Source organism: Pseudomonas sp. NBRC 111133, from assembly GCF_001320605.1.
GTDB lineage: Bacteria > Pseudomonadota > Gammaproteobacteria > Pseudomonadales > Pseudomonadaceae > Aquipseudomonas > Aquipseudomonas monteilii.
In genome coordinates this window covers 49,973-66,812 of record NZ_BCBJ01000033.1, presented here as the reverse complement: position 1 = coordinate 66,812, position 16,840 = coordinate 49,973, and the positions used below count along the sequence as shown (strand labels likewise).

Sequence of the window (16,840 nt, the reverse complement as noted above, 5' to 3'; positions counted from 1 at the left end):
GCTTGGCCGTACGGGTGGAAGGGGCCATTATACAGACCCGATCCAAGGAGTCGTCCCATGCTTCGCAGCTTCCTGATGCTTGCCGCCTTTTTCGGCTTTACCGGGGTCGCCCTGGGTGCCTTCGCTGCCCACGGCCTGAAGAACCGACTGACGGCGGACTACCTGGCTATTTTTCATACCGGCGTGACCTACCAGTTGGTGCATGCCCTGGCGATCTTCGGCGTTGCCGTGCTCTCGGCACACCTGCCCGGGCGCCTGGTGGGCTGGGCTGGCGGCCTGTTTGCCCTGGGGATCGTGCTGTTCTCCGGCAGCCTGTACCTGCTGACTCTCAGCGGCCTGGGCAAGCTGGGCATCATCACCCCGATTGGCGGCCTGTGCTTCCTGGCCGGCTGGTTGTGCCTGGGCCTGGCAGCCTGGCGGCTGGGCTGACCGAGTGGTCCACAATCGCGACTAATGGCGCGCACCGCCCTTGGGTTGCAGGGCGGTTCGGCGCTAGAATGCGGGCCCCAAAGAACAATGGTGGCCGTGTGCATGCGCATTCAACTGAACGGTGAACCTTACGAACTGCCTGCTGGCGAGAGCGTTGCAGCCCTGCTGACGCGCCTGGAGCTTGCCGGGCGCCGTGTCGCAGTGGAACTGAACCTGGACATCGTGCCGCGCAGCCAGCACGACAGCACGCTGCTGAACGATGGCGACCAGGTCGAAGTGGTCCACGCCATTGGTGGCGGCTGACAGCAGCCCTGCGGTTCACAAGCTAGCCCTGCAACCTTTCCCGAGGAACAACGATGAGCAACGTTCGTAGCGACAAGCCCTTCACCCTGGCCGGGCGTACTTTCCAGTCGCGCCTGCTGGTGGGCACCGGCAAGTACCGTGACATGGAAGAAACCCGCCTGGCCACCGAGGCATCGGGCTCCGAAATCGTCACCGTCGCCGTGCGCCGCACCAACCTTGGCCAGAATGCGGGCGAGCCGAACCTGCTCGACGTGCTGTCGCCCGACAAGTACACCATCCTGCCAAACACTGCCGGCTGCTTTGACGCGGTGGAAGCGGTACGCACTTGCCGTCTGGCCCGCGAGCTGCTCGATGGCCGCAAATCGCACGAATCCCGCACGCTGGTAAAGCTGGAAGTGCTGGCCGACCAGAAAACCCTGTTCCCCAACGTGATCGAAACCCTCAAGGCCGCCGAAGTGCTGGTCAAGGAAGGTTTCGACGTGATGGTGTACACCAGCGATGACCCGATCATTGCTCGCCAATTGGCCGAAGCCGGCTGCATCGCGGTGATGCCGCTGGCTGGTCTGATTGGTACCGGCCTGGGTATCTGCAACCCCTACAACCTGCAGATCATCCTGGAAGAGTCCAAGGTGCCAGTACTGGTCGATGCTGGCGTGGGTACCGCATCCGACGCCACCATCGCCATGGAAATGGGCTGTGAAGCGGTGCTGATGAACTCGGCCATCGCCCACGCCCAGCAGCCGGTGCTGATGGCAGAAGCCATGAAGCACGCCATCGTTGCCGGTCGCCTGGCCTATCTGGCCGGCCGTATGCCGAAGAAACTCTATGCCAGCGCCTCTTCGCCGCTGGATGGTCTGATCAAGTAAGAGCCCCTGATGACTGAATCGCACGATACGCCGATCACCCCCGACGGCGACGCCCGCCCACACCGCCGCATCAAGAGCTTCGTGATGCGCGCCGGGCGCATGACCGAAGGCCAGCAACGCGGCCTGGACCAGGGCGGCCCACTGTACATCCTGCCGCTGGCCGACAGCCCGGTGGACTACGACCAGGTGTTTGGCCGCTCGGCGCCGCGCACCCTGGAGATCGGCTTCGGCATGGGCCACTCCCTGCTGGAAATGGCTGCTGCCGCGCCTGAACAGGACTTTATCGGCGTGGAAGTGCACCGCCCGGGTGTGGGCGCGCTGCTCAACGGCGTGCTGACCCAGGGCCTGAAGAACCTGCGGGTATACGACTGCGATGCCATTGAAGTGCTGAACCGCTGCGTGGCGGACAACAGCCTCGACCGCTTGATGCTGTTCTTCCCCGACCCGTGGCACAAGGCGCGCCACCACAAGCGCCGCATCGTGCAGCTGGAGTTTGCCGAGCTGGTACGTCGCAAGCTCAAGCCTGGTGGCGTGTTCCATATGGCGACCGACTGGGAGCCGTATGCCGAGTACATGCTGGAAGTGATGAGTGCTGCGCCTGGCTATCGCAACCGTGCGGCCGATGGCACCTATGTGCCACGCCCGGAAGAGCGCCCGATCACCAAGTTCGAACGGCGCGGCGAGCGACTAGGGCATGGGGTGTGGGACTTGAAGTTCGAGAAGGTGGATTGAGCGGCTGATACGGCCGTTCAATTGCTGGTGCTTGCAGAAATGCAGGCGAAAAAAACCGCTCTGAGAAGAGCGGTTTTTTTGTGAGCGGTAGGACTGAGTATCCGTCGCTCAGGACTTCACTGAAAACTCACACGGTCCAAGGATCTTAGGCAGGCCTGGATGCCGCGTCAATGCCCAGAAATCTTTAGCATCATGTGTGTCGGAGTGGTTAACAGTCTTGATCGGAGAATGCGAGTACCATCGCGCTGCTCCCGTTTAAGGATATTCAGTGATGGGCCGGGTAGGAGAAGAATTCTGCTTTCCGGCCCCTTCGACGCGGCTTGAGAACCGTGCCGGTGATGCTTTTCGAAGGGCCATTGACCTGGCCACTTCACTGAAGACTTACACGGTTTTCGAAAGGCATCGAAGTACCGGTTAGATGCTGGAAGACTGGCCCGCCAACACGGAGGCCAAGGCATATGAAGCGTTTGCTTGATGCGCTGAGCCGCGTCTGGAAGCTTGTCCGGATCTTGATAGTGCTCAAGACCGCTCGGGACTTCATGCGTGACCACTTCGATGATGCCCGTTAAGGGCTAGTCAGGTGGTAGGGCTGCCCTGGTACTCCGGGGCAGCTTTTAGCAATGCTTAACCCCTGCGATCAGCCACCACACCAATCAACACCAGCACCACCAACAACACCGGCGCCAGCGCGTAGTTGTTGAACTGGCTTAGCCCCTTCACCACCCACGGCGTGGCATAGATCAGCGCCGCACCGCTGCCGATCATCACCATTAGCGCCATGAACGGCACGCGCAGGGCGCCAGCCAAGCCACCTAGCCGCTGCTCGGCCCAGGCTTTGACATCGCTACCAAACAGCACCAGCAGGCAGCCTACCAAGGCCAGTGAAATCTCCGACAGGTTGCCGCGGCTCCAGCGGGAAACCGTCGCGAGCAGATCAAGTACCAGATCCATGGGTCATCCTTAGGTCAAGAAATACTGCAGCAGGTCATTGAGGAACAACTGGCCCCTCGGCGTGGCCATCAGTCGATCCGGTTCGACCTGCAAAAGGCCCTTTTGTTCGGCGGCGCGGCGTGCCTCGCGCAGTTGCTCCAGTGGCAAACCGGTGCGCTGGGTGAACAGCTCGGCTTCCACTCCGTCGGTCAGGCGCAGGGCGTTCATCAGGAACTCGAATGGCAGCTCGTCCACCGGCAGCAGCTTCTCGCCGGCCTTGAAAGGCTTGGCCAGGTTCAGGTAATCCTTGGGCAGGCGGGTCTTCCAGGTACGCAGGATACGCCCGTCGGCGAAGGTCAGCTTGCCGTGGGCGCCGGCTCCGATACCGATGAAGTCGCCGAAGCGCCAGTAGTTCAGGTTGTGCCGGGCAGCGCGGCCCGCCTGGGCGTAGGCCGATACCTCGTACTGGCGGAAACCGTGCTCGGCCATCAGTGCCTGGCCGGCTTCCTGAATATCCCAAAGGATGTCGTCCTCGGGCAGCTCAGGCGGCTGGTTCCAGAACACCGTGTTCGGTTCCACGGTCAGCTGGTACCACGACAGGTGTGTAGGGCCCAGGTCGATGGCCTGGCGCAGGTCGCCCAGCGCATCCTCCAGCGATTGGTCGGGCAGGCCGTGCATCAAGTCCATGTTGAAGTTGTCGAAGCCGGCCGCACGCGCCATGCCGGCAGCTCGGACCGCTTCATCGCCATTGTGGATACGCCCCAGCGCCTCCAGCTTGGCGGGCTGGAAACTTTGCACGCCGATGGACAGGCGGTTGATACCGGTTTGCCGGTAGGCCTTGAACTTGTCCTGCTCGAAGGTGCCCGGGTTGGCTTCCAGGGTGATTTCGATGTCGGGTGCGAACGGGATGCGTTGCTCTACGCCGCGCAGCAGCCGGCCCAGGGCGTTGGCACTGAACAGGCTGGGCGTACCGCCCCCGAAGAAGATCGAACTGATCGGGCGGCCCTGTACGGCGGCCAGCTCCTGATCGAGGTCGTCCAGCAGCGCTGTGACGTAGGCGTCTTCCGGCAGTTCAGGCCCGGCAGCGTGAGAATTGAAGTCGCAGTAAGGGCACTTGCGTACGCACCACGGAATGTGGATGTACAGCGCCAGCGGCGGCAGGCTGGTCAAACCCGCCGCGCCGGTGGTGGACAGCGTTGCGATCATGCCAGGCCCAGACGTTGGCGCAGCAGGGCCATGGCACGGGCGCGGTGGCTGAGCTGGTTTTTGTCCACAGGGGCCAGGTCGGCGCTGGAGCAGTTGCGCTCCGGCACCCAGAACAGCGGGTCATACCCAAAGCCATGCTCGCCGCTGGCCTCGAACAGGATGCTGCCGTGCCACAGGCCTTCGCACAGGATCGGCAGCGGGTCGTCGGCGTGGCGCACCAGCGCCAGTACGCAGACAAACTGCGCACCGCGCTCGGCTTTGGGCACGTCCTTCAAGGCTTCGAGCAGCTTGGCATTGTTGGCCGCGTCACCCCTGCCGTCGGCGTAGCGCGCTGAGTAGATACCCGGCGCACCACCAAGGAAGTCCACCGCCAGGCCGGAATCGTCAGCCAAGGCCGGCAGGCCGGAGATACGTGCGGCGTTACGCGCCTTGAGAATGGCGTTTTCAACGAACGACAGGCCGGTTTCTTCTGGCTCTACCTGGCTGAATTCGCCAATCGAACGCAGTTGCACGGACTGGCCGAGCATGGCCTGCAGTTCCTTGAGTTTGCCGGCGTTGTGGCTGGCCAATACGAGTTGCTGGAAATTCATCATTCGCCTGGGAACACGTCCTGGTTGAAGCTAAGGGAATTGCTGATACCGCCGGTTTCGATATTCAGGTCGAAGGTCACGGTTTCTGGCTGTTCGATCTTGAACTGGGCGATGTAGTACACCGCGCCCTGTTCGGTAATCTGTTTGAACGACAGCGGGCTGCTACGCCCGGTCAGGTCCTTGACCGTGCCGCTGACCACCGCCGTGGCAGGTTTGTTGGCCTTGAGTACGGCAATGTTGAGCACGCCCTGGTTCTTGCTGCGCACCAGGCCGGTGGCTGCGGCCACCTCGGGCGTGAGCATGCTCGACGTGAACGCGCTGTAGTGCACCGTCACGTCGCCAAACACTTCCTTGCGCTCGGGCCGGGCGGCATCGGCAGCCAGTACCGGCAAGGCCAGGCACAGGCTGATCAGGAACAGGGCTAGGCGACGCATGGGGCGATTCCTCCGGTGGGCGTCAGACCGCGAGCTGGTGCTCTTGCAGGCCCGGGCTGCTGACGCGATAGATGCCGATCTCACCTAGAAGATTAGGCCAAAGCCGGCCACCCCACCCGTTGCGGTGCAAGTGATCGACGGCCAGGCGGTCGAGCACCTTGGCCCTGCGCTCGTGCACCAGCTCTTCGAAGTCGGCGAAGGTGCAGAAGTGGATGTTCGGCGTGTTGTACCAGGTGTACGGCATGAAGTCCGATACCGGCATGCGTCCCTTGGTGGCCAGGTACCAGCGGCAGCGCCAATGGCCGAAGTTCGGGAAGGTGATGATGCACTGGCGGCCTACCCGCAGCATCTCGTCGAGGATGCGGTCGGGGTACTCCACGGCCTGCAGGGCCTGGGTCATGATCACTACGTCGAAACTGTTGCTGGCGAAGTTGCCCAGGCCTTTGTCCAGGTCCTGCTCGATGACGTTGACGCCCTTGGCCACGCAGGCGGCGATGTTGTCGGCGTCGATCTCCAGGCCATAGCCGGTGACCTGCTTGCGGTCACGCAGCGAGGCCAGCAGTTCGCCGCTGCCGCAGCCCAGGTCGAGTACCCGGCTGCCGGCGGGGATCCAGTCGTGGATGATTTCCAGATCGGCTCTCATGCTGTCCTCAGATGGCAATGCGGTTCATGTAGTTCGAGAAACCCTGCATGTAGCGAGGTGTGGGGATCAGGAAGGCATCGTGCCCGTAAGGCGAGTCGATCTCCAGGTAACACACGTTCTTGCGGGCCGCCATCAGGGCGTCGACGATTTCGCGCGAACGGGCCGGCGAGAAGCGCCAGTCGGTCGTGAACGACATGATGCAGTAGTCCGCCTTGACGTGGGCCAGCGTGGCAGCCAGGTCACCGCCCTGGGCGGCGGCCGGGTCGAAATAGTCCAGCGCCTTGGTCATCAGCAAATAGGTATTGGCGTCGAAACGGCCAGAAAACTCCTCGCCTTGGTAGCGCAGGTAGCTTTCGACCTGGAACTCGACACTGTGGAAGTCGTAGTTGAGCTTGTCGCTCTTGAGCTCACGGCCGAATTTTTCACCCATCGAGTCGTCCGACAGGTAGGTGATGTGGCCGACCATGCGCGCCAGCATCAGACCGCGCTTGGGGATCACGCCCTGGTCCTGGAACGAGCCGCCGTGGAACTCGGGGTCGGTAAGGATGGCCTGGCGTGCCACTTCGTTGAAGGCAATGTTCTGCGCTGACAGCTTGGGCGCCGAGGCGATGTCGACACAATGGCGCACACGCTCGGGGTAGGTCATGGTCCATTGCAGTGCCTGCATGCCACCCAGGCTGCCGCCGACGATGGCCGCCCATTGCGCAATGCCCAGGCGGTCTGCCAGGCGTGCCTGGCTGTGCACCCAGTCTTCGACAGTCAGCACCGGGAAATCGGCGCCGTAGGGCTTGCCGGTGGCCGGGTTGATGCTGCTGGGGCCGGTGCTGCCGTTGCAGCCGCCGAGGTTGTTCAGGCTGACCACGAAGAAGCGGTTGGTGTCGATGGGCTTGCCAGGGCCAATGCAGCTGTCCCACCAACCCGGCTTGCGGTCGGTGTCGGCATGGTAGCCAGCGGCATGGTGGTGGCCGGAAAGGGCATGGCAGATCAGCACGGCGTTGCTCGCGCTGGCGTTCAGGGTGCCATAGGTCTCGTAGACCAGCTCGTAACTGGCCAGGGAACGGCCACAGGCCAGGGCCAGCGGTTCATCGAACCGGGCGGTTTGCGGTACTACCAGACCGACGGAATCTTCGGGAAAGACAGTGGACATCGACCCTGCTCACGCTTGACGGAGGCGTAAGTCTAAAGAGCGCTACCCCCAGCGGCAAGCAAAGGCTTGCCGCTGGGGGTAACCAGGGTCAGATCATGCGCCACAGTTCCTGTGGCATGCCGGCGTAGGCGGCCAGCGGGGGCATGACGAACGACTGGATCACCTGGATCGCCAGGAAGGCGAAGATCGGCGAAATGTCCATGCCACCCAGGTTAGGCACGAGGCGACGGAACGGTGCCAGCACCGGCTCGCTGATCTGGTAGGCCAGCTCGGCCGCCGGGTTATGGCTGTTGGGCGCGACCCACGAAACGATCACCATCACGATCATCGCCACCCAGAAAATCTTCAGGAACAGCGAGGTGATGCCGATGATCGCCCACATCAGCAAGTGCAGGATGTCGCCGAACGTGCCGTAGGTGACCATCAGCACGAAGCCCATCAGCAGGGCCTGGATAACGATGGCCAGCAGCAGCGACGAGGTGTCGAGCCCACCGACACTGGGGATGACCCGACGGATCGGCTTGAGCAGCGGCTGGGTGGCCCGCACCGCGAACTGGCAAAGCGGGTTGTAGAAGTTGGCCTTGACCAGCTGCAGCACGAAGCGCAGCAGGACGATCACCAGGTACAGGCTGACCAAGGTTTGCACCACGAAGATCGCGGCACCGGACAGTGCATTCATCTAAAGCTCCTTATTTGCCCAGTTGTTCGGCCAGCTCGGCAGAGCGCGTGGCCGCAGCCTGCAGTGCCTGCTCGACGATGGCTTCGAAACCGCTGGCCTGGAACGACTTGATCGCCGCTTCCGTGGTGCCGGCGGGCGAGGTGACGCGGCGGCGCAGTTCGGCGGCATCGACATCGCTGGCAACCGCCATGCGCGCAGCGCCCAGGGCCGTCTGCAAGGTCAGCTGCGAGGCGGTTTCGCGTGGCAGGCCGAGTTTTTCGCCTGCCGCTGTCATGGCTTCGATCAGCAGGAAGAAGTACGCCGGGCCACTGCCGGACACGGCCGTCACGGCATCCAGTTGCTGCTCCTGCTCCAGCCACAGTGCAGTGCCCACGGCCGACAGCAGTTGTTCGGCCTGCTGGCGCTGTTCGCCGGACACTTCAGCGGTGGCGTACAGGCCGCTCACGCCCTGACGCAGCAGCGCCGGGGTGTTGGGCATGCAACGCACGACCGGGCGAGCGCCCACCCAGCTTTGCAAGCTGGCGCAGGTGATGCCGGCGGCGATGGACACGATCAGCTGGCCATCCTGCAGGTTGGGTTGCAGGGCCTGGCACACGGCTTTCATGACCTGCGGCTTGACCGCCAGCACGATGACGTCGGCACCGTCGATGGCCTGGGCGTTGTTCTCGAAGGTTTCGATGCCGTGCTCGGCCTGGACGCGGCTGCGGGTCTCGGCGCCCGGGTCGCTGGCGCGGATCTGCGAGGCGTCCAGGCCCTGGGCACGCAGACCACCGATCAGGCTGGCGGCCATGTTGCCGGCGCCGATAAAGGCAATGCGAGTCTTGCTCATGTCAGGTCCTTGTGGAAAAGAGTGAGTGAAGCATGGAATCAGGTGTTGCCGTAGTCGCGTGCACCGAACAGGGCGGTACCGATACGCACCCAGGTCGCACTCTGAGCAATCGCCGCTTCCAGGTCGTGGCTCATGCCCATCGACAAGGTATCCAGGCCAAGGCCCAGGCCTTCTTGCAGCGTGCGCAGGCTGGCGAAGGCGGCCTCCTGGGCGGCGCGATCATCAGTGGGTTCGGGGATTGCCATCAGCCCGCGCAGGCGCAGGTTGGGCAGCGCGGCCACGGCCTTGGCCAGGGCCGGCAGGTCGGCGGGGGCGCAGCCGGACTTGCTGTCTTCGCCGCTGACGTTCACCTGCAGGCAGATGTTCAGTGGCGCCAGCCCGGCAGGGCGCTGCTCGGACAGGCGTTGGGCGATTTTCAGGCGGTCCACGGAATGCACCCAGTCGAAATGCTCGGCAATGGCTTTGGTCTTGTTCGACTGAATGGGGCCGATGAAGTGCCAGATCAAGGGCAAGTCGCTGAGCGCCTGCTGCTTTGTCAGCGCTTCCTGTAGGTAATTTTCCCCGAAGTGACGCACGCCGGCAGCATGGACCTCGCGGATGGCGCTGGCGGGCTTGGTCTTGCTCACAGCCAGCAACTGGACGCTGGCCGGATCACGCCCGGCTGCCTGGGCAGCGCTGGCGATACGGGCGGAAATCGCGGAAAGGTTGTCTGCTAGGGTGGACATGGATGGATGCCGGCAGCTGTAGGGTTTGCGGCATTCTACCTACTTGAAGGCCTTTGGGGAGTCTCATGGATGTGACCGACCTGTTGGCCCGTGCCGTGGAGGCGGGGGCTTCGGACCTGCACCTCGCGGCGGGCCAGATACCGATGCTGCGCCTGGACGGTGAATTGCAGCGCATGAACTTGCCGCCGCTGGTGGCGGCTGACCTGGCCGAGGGCATGGCGCCCTTGTTGGCAGAGCAGCAAAGGCGGCAATGGGCCGAGGGTGATGAATTGGACCTGGCGCTGGCGTTGCCCGCGCTCGGCCGCTTTCGGCTGAACGTGTTTCGCCAGCTGAATGGCCCTGGGGCAACCTTTCGGCTGATCCCCGGGCGGATCGCCACGCTGGATGAACTGGGCCTGGAGGATGTGTATCAAGCTGTTGCGCACTGCCGTGATGGCTTGATCCTGGTGGGTGGGCCGACCGGCAGCGGCAAGTCCAGCACCCTGGCGACGTTGCTCGACCAACTGAACCGCGAGCGGGCGCTACATATCATTACCCTTGAAGACCCGGTGGAAGTTATCCACAGCAGCCAGCGCAGCTTGGTCAATCAGCGTGAGATCGGTCGCCACAGCGGCGGCTTCGCCCAGGGGCTACGCAGTGCCCTGCGTCAGGACCCGGATGTGATCATGATTGGCGAATTGCGCGACCTAGAGACCGTTCGCCTGGCTTTGCGCGCGGCAGAGACCGGGCATCTGGTGCTGGCGACGGTGCATACGCGTTCGGCCGTAAACAGCATCGATCGGTTGGTGGAGGTGTTTGCCGCCGAAGAAAAGCCGTTGGTGCGCGCGATGCTGGCCGAGTCGTTGCGCCTGGTGGTGGCGCAGGTACTGGTCAGGCGCGTAGGTGGCGGGCGGGTGGCGGCGCGGGAAGTGTTGGTGGCGACGACAGCGGTGCGTAACCTGGTGCGTGAGGGGCGGATGGCGCAATTGTGTTCGGTGATGCAGGCGGGTGGTGCAGAAGGGATGCGGACGATGGAGGGGGCAATGCGGGAGCTGAGAGAGAAGGGGCTGTTCAAAGATCTATAGGGCCCGCACCGGCCCTTTAGCGGGCTTGCCCGCGAAGAGGCCGGCGCAGGAAAGCGCCGATCAGCTCAGCGCTTGGCCAGGCTCAGCTGCTGCTGTTCTTTCGGCAGCACCCGCTTGGCCACGACATAGTGCTTCTGCCAGTAAGGCTTGCTCAGGGTGTCGATGCTCACCCGCTTGCCACGCCGTGGCGCATGGATGAAGCGGTCGTTGCCCAGGTAGATGGCAACATGGTTCACCCGGCGGCTCTTGATGTTGAAGAAGATCAGGTCACCAGGCTTCAGGTCACCCTTGGCCACCTTCACGCCGTGGCCTTGGGCCATGGCATTGGAGGTACGCGGCAGGTCGACGTCGGCAACATCGTTGAAGGCGTATTTGACCAGGCCACTGCAGTCGAAGCCTTTTTTCGGGCTGCTGCCACCCCAAACGTAAGGGGTGCCGAGCACATTCACCGCACGGCTGAGCACATCGCTGCTCTGCTTCGGCGACATGGCAGCAACAGGCGCACCGCGACTGCTGGCAGCGTTGCTCGGGCGCGCGCGCAGGGTGGCCTGCTTGGTTGGCGCATGTCTCACCGAGGCATTGCTGGTGTAGCCGGTGAAACCATTGGGAAGACGTTGCTCACGATTGGTGGCGTGGGCGGCCAGGGGCAATAATAGACAGAGGGTCAGCCATGTCTTGAATAAAGGCGGCATAGATGAAGCTCTTATGAATAGTTATGTGTTGGGCGCGCAACTTTATAACAGCTTTTCGATCAATCTTTGATCCGTTGGTCGATTGCCCGGCTGCCGTACGTCGGCCTGCGACGAGAAAGTCACATTTTTTTTTAGAAAATTTTCAGATAACCCACGAGGGCTATGAATGAACAGTTATCAACAGGGCGTGCCCTACCACGACACCCACAGCAAGACCATCGGCTACCTGCTGTGGATTTTCGGCTTCACCGGCTCACATCGCTTCTACTACGGCAAGCCGATTACCGGGACGATCTGGTTCTTCACCTTCGGGCTGCTAGGCATTGGCTGGTTGATCGACCTGTTTTTGATCCCGTCCATGGACCGTGAAGCCGATCTGAGGTTCCAGTCCGGGCGTATCGACTACAACATCGCCTGGATCCTGCTGACCTTCCTCGGGGTGTTTGGCCTGCACCGGCTGTATCAGGGCAAGTGGATCACCGCGATCATCTACTTCTTTACCGGCGGGCTGTTCCTGGTGGGGGTGCTATATGACTTCTGGACGTTGAACAGCCAGGTTTCCGAGAGGAATGCGTTGCGTTGAAAGGCTTCGCGGGGGAACCCGCGAAGCGGCCGGTAGCGCCCACAAAAAAGGCCTTGTCGCATAGAAGCGGCAAGGCCTTTTTTGTTACTGGCGGGTTTGTCGCTGCTGCAGCAACAGGTTGCTGAACCCTGCCCCGGACAATTGCTTTTGCGCCCCGGTCAGCTGCTCGCGGTTGCTGAACGGGCCCACCAGCACGCGGTACCAGGTTTCGTCCTTGACCGCACCCGACTCCACCTTCACTGACTGGCCCAGCAGGATGATCTGCGCGCGCACTTTGTCGGCATCGGCCTGCTTGCGGAACGAGCCGGCCTGCAGGAAGTACTGGGTGGTGGCCGCGGGCTTGATCACCGGTGGTGCTGGCGGCGGGGTCTGGCCGAGCAGGGCCGCCTGGGCCCGTGCGGTGTCGATTTTCGCCGCTTCTGCTGGCGTCACCGGGGTGACCGGCTGGGCCGGCACCGGTGGCGTTTTCTCCGGCACGGCCTCTGGCGGCACGATCACCTCGGACTCCGGCAGCAGGGTGTAGAAGTCGTATTTCGGCTTCACCGGCTGCTGCGGGGAGGGCTGCGCTGCCTTGCTCGCTTCGGCCACTTTCTCAGGTTTTTGCTGCTCGGGCTTGGCGCGCTTGATGTCTTCGCTACCAGGTTCGAGCTTCATCAGGAACACGATGAATGCGCCTACGGTCAGGCCGACGGCCAGCCATACCCAGCCGGGGATCGGCTGTTTGGCCGGCGCCGTCTGGCGGCTGGCACCGCGCTTGGGTGCGGGTTTTTTCTTGGCAGCCAACTTACATGCGCTCCAGGGTTTCCAGGCCGAGCAGTTCCAGACCTTGTTTGAGGGTGCGGCCGGTCAGGGCGGCCAGGCGCAGGCGGCTTTGCTGCTGCTCTGGGGTGTCCGCAGCGAGGATCGGGCAGTTCTCGTAGAAGCTGGAGAACAGGCCGGCCAGGTCGTACAGGTAGCTGCACAGTACGTGCGGCGTGCCCTTGTCAGCGACGTTGTTGAGGATTTCGCCAAACTGCGCCAGGCGTGCGGCCAGGTCCTGCTCGTGGGCAGCCTGCAGCACGATGTTGCCGTCGACTTCGTCAAAGCCCTTGCCCAGCTTGCGGAACACGCCAGCCACGCGGGTGTAGGCGTACAGCAGGTAAGGGGCGGTGTTGCCTTCGAAGTTGAGCATCAGCTCGAAGTTGAAGCTGTAGTCGCTGGTGCGGTGCTTGGACAGGTCAGCGTATTTCACCGCGCCGATGCCTACCACTTCACCGATGTGGCGCAGGTCTTCGTCGGCCAGGCTAGGGTTCTTTTCCTTGACCAGCGCATAGGCGCGTTCCTTGGCCTCGGTAAGCAGGTCGATCAGCTTCACGGTGCCGCCGTCACGGGTCTTGAACGGGCGGCCGTCGGCGCCGTTCATGGTGCCGAAGCCCATGTGTTCCATCTGCATCGGGTGGCCGACAAAGCCTGCACGGCGTGCCACTTCGAACACCTGGTTGAAGTGCAGGGCCTGGCGCTGGTCGACGAAGTACAGGGCGCGGTCGGCCTTGAGCACGTTGCTACGGTAGCGCACGGCGGCCAGGTCGGTGGTGGCATAGAGGTAGCCGCCGTCAGCCTTCTGCACGATGACCGGCAGTGGCTCGCCTTCGCTGTTCTTGAACTCTTCGAGGAACACGCACTGGGCGCCCTGGTCTTCGACCAGCAGGCCTTTGGCCTTGAGGTCGGCCACCACGTTGGCCAGGTCGTCGTTGTAGGCGCTTTCGCCCATCACGTCGGCCATGGTCAGCTTGACGTTGAGCAGCTCGTAGGTCTTCTGGCAGTGCGACAGCGAGATGTCCTTGAAGCGCGTCCACAGGGCCAGGCAGTCCGGGTCGCCGGCCTGCAGCTTGACCACCAGGCCGCGGGCGCGGGTGGCGAACTCTTCCGACTCGTCAAAGCGCTTCTTGGCGGCGCGGTAGAAGTTTTCCAGGTCCGACAGCTCGTCGCTGGTGATCGGGCTTTCCTGCAGGTAGGCCATCAGCATGCCGAACTGGGTACCCCAGTCGCCGACGTGGTTCTGGCGAATGACGTTGTCACCCAGGAATTCCAGTACGCGAGCCACGCTATCACCGATGATGGTCGAACGCAGGTGGCCGACGTGCATCTCTTTCGCCAGGTTCGGCGCCGACATGTCGATGACGACTTTCTCGCTCGGGCCGGCCTTGCGCACGCCCAGGTGGGCGTCGGCCAGGGCAGCGTCCAGGCGGTTGGCCAGGGCGTCGGTGTTCTGGAAGAAGTTGAGGAAACCAGGGCCGGCAATCTCGACCTTGCTGATGTCGGCGCTGGCCGGCAGGGCATTGATCAGCTTTTCGGCCAGGTCACGCGGCTTCATGCCCGCCTGCTTGGCCAGCATCATGGCGATGTTGCTGGCGAAATCGCCGTGGGTCTTGTCCCGGGCGTTTTCCACCTGAATCGCCGGCGACAGCCCTTCAGGCAGCACACCGTCGGTGACGAGTTGGGTGAGGGCTTGCTGGATCAGCTGGCGAATGGTGTCTTTCATGGGGATCTCTTTTCGACCGCAAGCGCGGTGAGCGCCTGGATGCGCAGGTGGAAAAACTGGGCATTATCCGTGGCTGGGAGCGGGTTGCCAACCTTTGGGGCTGCAAAGCAGCCCGGACGTCAGTACAGATCGACCGGGTCGACATCCAGTGACCAGCGCACCTGGCGCCCGCTCGGCATCTGCTCCAACACTAGCAACCAGGCGCTGATCAGTCGATGCAATGGCGCCCGGGTATTGGCCTGTATCAACAGTTGCGCACGGAAGCGCCCGGCGCGGCGCTCCATGGGCGCCGGTACTGGGCCTAGCAGTTCGATACCCGGCAGGCGTTGTTCGGCCACCAGGCGTTCGGCCGCGGCGCAGGCTTCATCGAGGAAGCCTTCGGCCTGCCCCGGCTTGTGCGCTTCGGCACGCAACAGCGCCAAATGAGAATAAGGTGGCAAACCGGCGGCGCGGCGCTCGTCCAGGGCCTGTTCGGCAAAGGCGAAGTAGCCCTGTTCGGTAAGCTGCACCAGCAGCGGGTGGTCGGCCAAGTGGGTCTGAATGATGACCTTGCCAGGCTCCTCGGCACGCCCGGCACGCCCGGCCACCTGCACGATCAACTGCGCCATGCGTTCGCTGGCGCGGAAATCACCCGAGAACAGCCCGCCATCGGCGTCGAGGATGGCCACCAGGGTAACCCGTGGGAAATGGTGACCCTTGGCAAGCATCTGCGTGCCCACAAGGATGCTCGGCTGGCCACGCTGGATGGTACTGAACAGGTTGTGCATGGCGTCCTTGCGCGCCGTGCTGTCGCGGTCCACCCGCAGTATCGGGTAGTCCGGGAACAGCACCTTCAGGCGTTCTTCGGCGCGCTCGGTGCCAGCGCCGACCGGGCGCAGGTCCACGTGGTTGCATTGCGGGCACTGGTGCGGCAGGCGCTCGTCATAACCGCAGTGGTGGCAGCGCAGTACGCCGGAGCGTTGATGCACGGTCATGCGCGCGTCGCAACGTGGGCATTCGGACAGCCAGCCGCAATCGTGGCACAGCAGGGTCGGGGCGAAGCCGCGGCGGTTGAGGAACACCAGCACTTGCTGGCCGGCTTCCAGGGTCTGGCGGATGGCTTGTTGCAACGGGCCGCTGATACCGCTGTCCAGCGGCAGGCTCTTCACGTCCAGGCGCAGCATGCGTGGCGGGCGTGCGCCGCCGGCGCGCTGGTTCATGCGCAGCAGGCGGTAGCGGCCGGTCAGGGCGTTGTGCAGCGTTTCCAGCGACGGCGTGGCGGAGCCGAGCAGGATCGGGATGTTTTCCTGGTGGGCACGCACCAGTGCCAGGTCGCGGGCGTGGTAGCGCAGGCCCTCCTGCTGTTTATAGGAACCGTCGTGCTCCTCGTCGATGATGATCAGGCCGGGGTTTTTCATTGGCGTGAACAGCGCCGAGCGAGTGCCGATGATGATGTCGGCCTCGCCGTCACGCGCCGCCAGCCAGGCGTCCAGGCGTTCGCGGTCGTTCACCGCCGAATGCAGCAGCGCGATGCGGGCGTTGAAGCGTTGTTCGAAGCGCGCCAGGGTTTGCGGGCCGAGGTTGATTTCGGGGATCAGTACCAGCGCCTGCTTGCCGGCTTCCAGGGTTTCGCGGATCAGTTGCAGGTAGACCTCGGTCTTGCCGCTGCCGGTGACGCCGGCCAGCAGGAACGCGCCGAAGCCGCCAAAACCCTCGCGTACGGCGTCGAAGGCATCGCGTTGTTCTTCGTTGAGCGGCAGTTCCGGTTGTGCCAGCCAGTGTTCGTGGCGCAGTGCCGGCAAGTGGCGACGGACCTCGACCTGTACCAGTTCCTTGGCCAGTAGCAGGTCGAGGCTGTCCTTGTTCAGGTTGAGCTTGGCCAGCAGGGTGTGGGCTACGCCATGCGGGTGCTGGGCCAGGGTCTTGAGGGCGTCGCGCTGGCGCGGCGCGCGGGCAATGCGAGGGTCTTCCAGGCGTGCGCCGGGGGCAATGTGCCAGAAGCGCTCCTGGCGCATTTCGGCGGGTTCGCCCTGGCGCAGCAGCGTGGGCAAGGCCCAGCTCAGGGTGTCGCCCAGGCTGTGCTGGTAGTACTGGGCGGTCCACAGGCACAGCTTGAACAGCGACGCCGGGATGGGGGACACCGGGTCGAGCAGGGCGCTGGCCGGTTTCAGCTTGTCGGCAGGCACTTCGCTCTGTGCGCATACCTCCACCAGCACACCGATCATTTCGCGGCGGCCAAAGGGCACGCGGATGCGCATGCCCGGGGTCAAGGCCTGGCGCGCCATGCTCGCCGGCGCCTTGTAGTCGAACAGGCGGCGCAGCGGGGAGGGCAGGGCAAGGCGCAGGATGACGTCGGACACGCAAAAAGTCTCGGAGGGCGTTACAAGAATTGGCGAGCCTAGCAGACGACGGTCGGTGCAAGCGACATCTTGCACTGACGCTGTGCTCTGGTATTATTCGCCGCCTAATTACGTGCGGTATTCAACAA

Annotated in this window: 19 protein-coding genes; 6 read left to right on the top strand and 13 right to left on the bottom strand. The window is 63.4% G+C overall.

What is annotated here, in order from left to right; genetic code table 11:
* The first annotated feature begins 57 nt into the window (after nt 1-57).
* The 4 genes from APH36_RS07205 (at nt 58) to trmB (ending at nt 2,330) form a co-directional block, all read left to right on the top strand.
* Nucleotides 58-429, top strand: a complete 372-nt coding sequence (locus APH36_RS07205; protein ID WP_060498067.1) for a DUF423 domain-containing protein — start codon at nt 58-60, stop codon at nt 427-429.
* Between the two features lie 102 nt (nt 430-531).
* Entirely contained in the window at nt 532-732 is a 201-nt protein-coding gene (gene thiS, locus APH36_RS07200) for a sulfur carrier protein ThiS (RefSeq protein WP_012274654.1), read from the top strand.
* 53 nt (nt 733-785) lie between these two features.
* Nucleotides 786-1,598, top strand: a complete 813-nt coding sequence (locus APH36_RS07195) for a thiazole synthase (RefSeq protein WP_060498066.1) — start codon at nt 786-788, stop codon at nt 1,596-1,598.
* Between the two features lie 9 nt (nt 1,599-1,607).
* Nucleotides 1,608-2,330 (top strand): tRNA (guanosine(46)-N7)-methyltransferase TrmB, encoded by a 723-nt coding sequence (gene trmB / locus APH36_RS07190; RefSeq protein ID WP_019097204.1) that lies wholly within the window; start codon nt 1,608-1,610, stop codon nt 2,328-2,330.
* Between the two features lie 624 nt (nt 2,331-2,954).
* Here the strand turns inward: trmB and APH36_RS07185 are convergent.
* The 9 genes from APH36_RS07185 to APH36_RS07145 all read right to left on the bottom strand — a co-directional run bounded on the left by APH36_RS07185 (nt 2,955) and on the right by APH36_RS07145 (nt 9,513).
* Nucleotides 2,955-3,281: a DUF3392 domain-containing protein gene (locus APH36_RS07185; protein ID WP_016712515.1), complete on the bottom strand. Its 327-nt coding sequence runs from the start codon at nt 3,279-3,281 to the stop codon at nt 2,955-2,957.
* Between the two features lie 9 nt (nt 3,282-3,290).
* A complete protein-coding gene (gene hemW / locus APH36_RS07180) occupies nt 3,291-4,466 on the bottom strand; it encodes a radical SAM family heme chaperone HemW (protein ID WP_060498065.1) in 1,176 nt (391 codons plus the stop codon).
* Nucleotides 4,463-5,059 (bottom strand): RdgB/HAM1 family non-canonical purine NTP pyrophosphatase, encoded by a 597-nt coding sequence (rdgB, locus tag APH36_RS07175; protein WP_060498064.1) that lies wholly within the window; start codon nt 5,057-5,059, stop codon nt 4,463-4,465. The genes hemW and rdgB overlap by 4 nt, the downstream gene beginning before the upstream one ends.
* Entirely contained in the window at nt 5,056-5,490 is a 435-nt protein-coding gene (locus tag APH36_RS07170; protein WP_060498063.1) for a DUF4426 domain-containing protein, read from the bottom strand. Before APH36_RS07170 ends, rdgB begins: the two co-directional genes overlap by 4 nt.
* Before the next feature lie 22 nt (nt 5,491-5,512).
* Nucleotides 5,513-6,133, bottom strand: a complete 621-nt coding sequence (metW, locus tag APH36_RS07165; protein ID WP_003249106.1) for a methionine biosynthesis protein MetW — start codon at nt 6,131-6,133, stop codon at nt 5,513-5,515.
* A 7-nt stretch (nt 6,134-6,140) separates the two neighbouring features.
* Nucleotides 6,141-7,280, bottom strand: coding sequence for a homoserine O-acetyltransferase (locus APH36_RS07160; RefSeq protein ID WP_028698440.1), 1,140 nt, complete (start codon nt 7,278-7,280; stop codon nt 6,141-6,143).
* Nucleotides 7,281-7,368: 88 nt separating this feature from the next.
* On the bottom strand, nt 7,369-7,959 hold the full coding sequence (locus tag APH36_RS07155) for a YggT family protein (protein WP_012274648.1): 591 nt from the start codon (nt 7,957-7,959) through the stop codon (nt 7,369-7,371).
* Nucleotides 7,960-7,969: 10 nt separating this feature from the next.
* Nucleotides 7,970-8,788 (bottom strand): pyrroline-5-carboxylate reductase, encoded by an 819-nt coding sequence (gene proC, locus APH36_RS07150; RefSeq protein WP_060498062.1) that lies wholly within the window; start codon nt 8,786-8,788, stop codon nt 7,970-7,972.
* Nucleotides 8,789-8,826: 38 nt separating this feature from the next.
* Nucleotides 8,827-9,513: a YggS family pyridoxal phosphate-dependent enzyme gene (locus APH36_RS07145; RefSeq protein ID WP_060498061.1), complete on the bottom strand. Its 687-nt coding sequence runs from the start codon at nt 9,511-9,513 to the stop codon at nt 8,827-8,829.
* Nucleotides 9,514-9,578: 65 nt separating this feature from the next.
* On the opposite strand from APH36_RS07145, the gene APH36_RS07140 reads away from it, so the two are divergent.
* Nucleotides 9,579-10,577: a type IV pilus twitching motility protein PilT gene (locus tag APH36_RS07140; RefSeq protein ID WP_060498060.1), complete on the top strand. Its 999-nt coding sequence runs from the start codon at nt 9,579-9,581 to the stop codon at nt 10,575-10,577.
* A gap of 65 nt (nt 10,578-10,642) precedes the next feature.
* Here the strand turns inward: APH36_RS07140 and APH36_RS07135 are convergent, their stop codons facing one another.
* A complete protein-coding gene (locus APH36_RS07135; RefSeq protein WP_060498059.1) occupies nt 10,643-11,269 on the bottom strand; it encodes a C40 family peptidase in 627 nt (208 codons plus the stop codon).
* Nucleotides 11,270-11,435: 166 nt separating this feature from the next.
* Here APH36_RS07135 and APH36_RS07130 point away from each other — a divergent pair, with 166 nt between their 5' ends.
* The gene (locus tag APH36_RS07130; RefSeq protein WP_016712505.1) at nt 11,436-11,852 is read left to right on the top strand and encodes an NINE protein; all 417 of its coding nucleotides are present in this window, start codon (nt 11,436-11,438) and stop codon (nt 11,850-11,852) included.
* Nucleotides 11,853-11,936: 84 nt separating this feature from the next.
* On the opposite strand, the gene APH36_RS07125 is transcribed toward APH36_RS07130, so the two are convergent.
* The 3 genes from APH36_RS07125 to APH36_RS07115 all read right to left on the bottom strand — a co-directional run bounded on the left by APH36_RS07125 (nt 11,937) and on the right by APH36_RS07115 (nt 16,712).
* Entirely contained in the window at nt 11,937-12,635 is a 699-nt protein-coding gene (locus tag APH36_RS07125; RefSeq protein WP_060498058.1) for an SPOR domain-containing protein, read from the bottom strand.
* Between the two features lies 1 nt (nt 12,636).
* On the bottom strand, nt 12,637-14,373 hold the full coding sequence (argS, locus tag APH36_RS07120; protein ID WP_060498057.1) for an arginine--tRNA ligase: 1,737 nt from the start codon (nt 14,371-14,373) through the stop codon (nt 12,637-12,639).
* A 119-nt stretch (nt 14,374-14,492) separates the two neighbouring features.
* On the bottom strand, nt 14,493-16,712 hold the full coding sequence (locus APH36_RS07115; protein ID WP_060498056.1) for a primosomal protein N': 2,220 nt from the start codon (nt 16,710-16,712) through the stop codon (nt 14,493-14,495).
* Nucleotides 16,713-16,840: the final 128 nt, after the last annotated feature.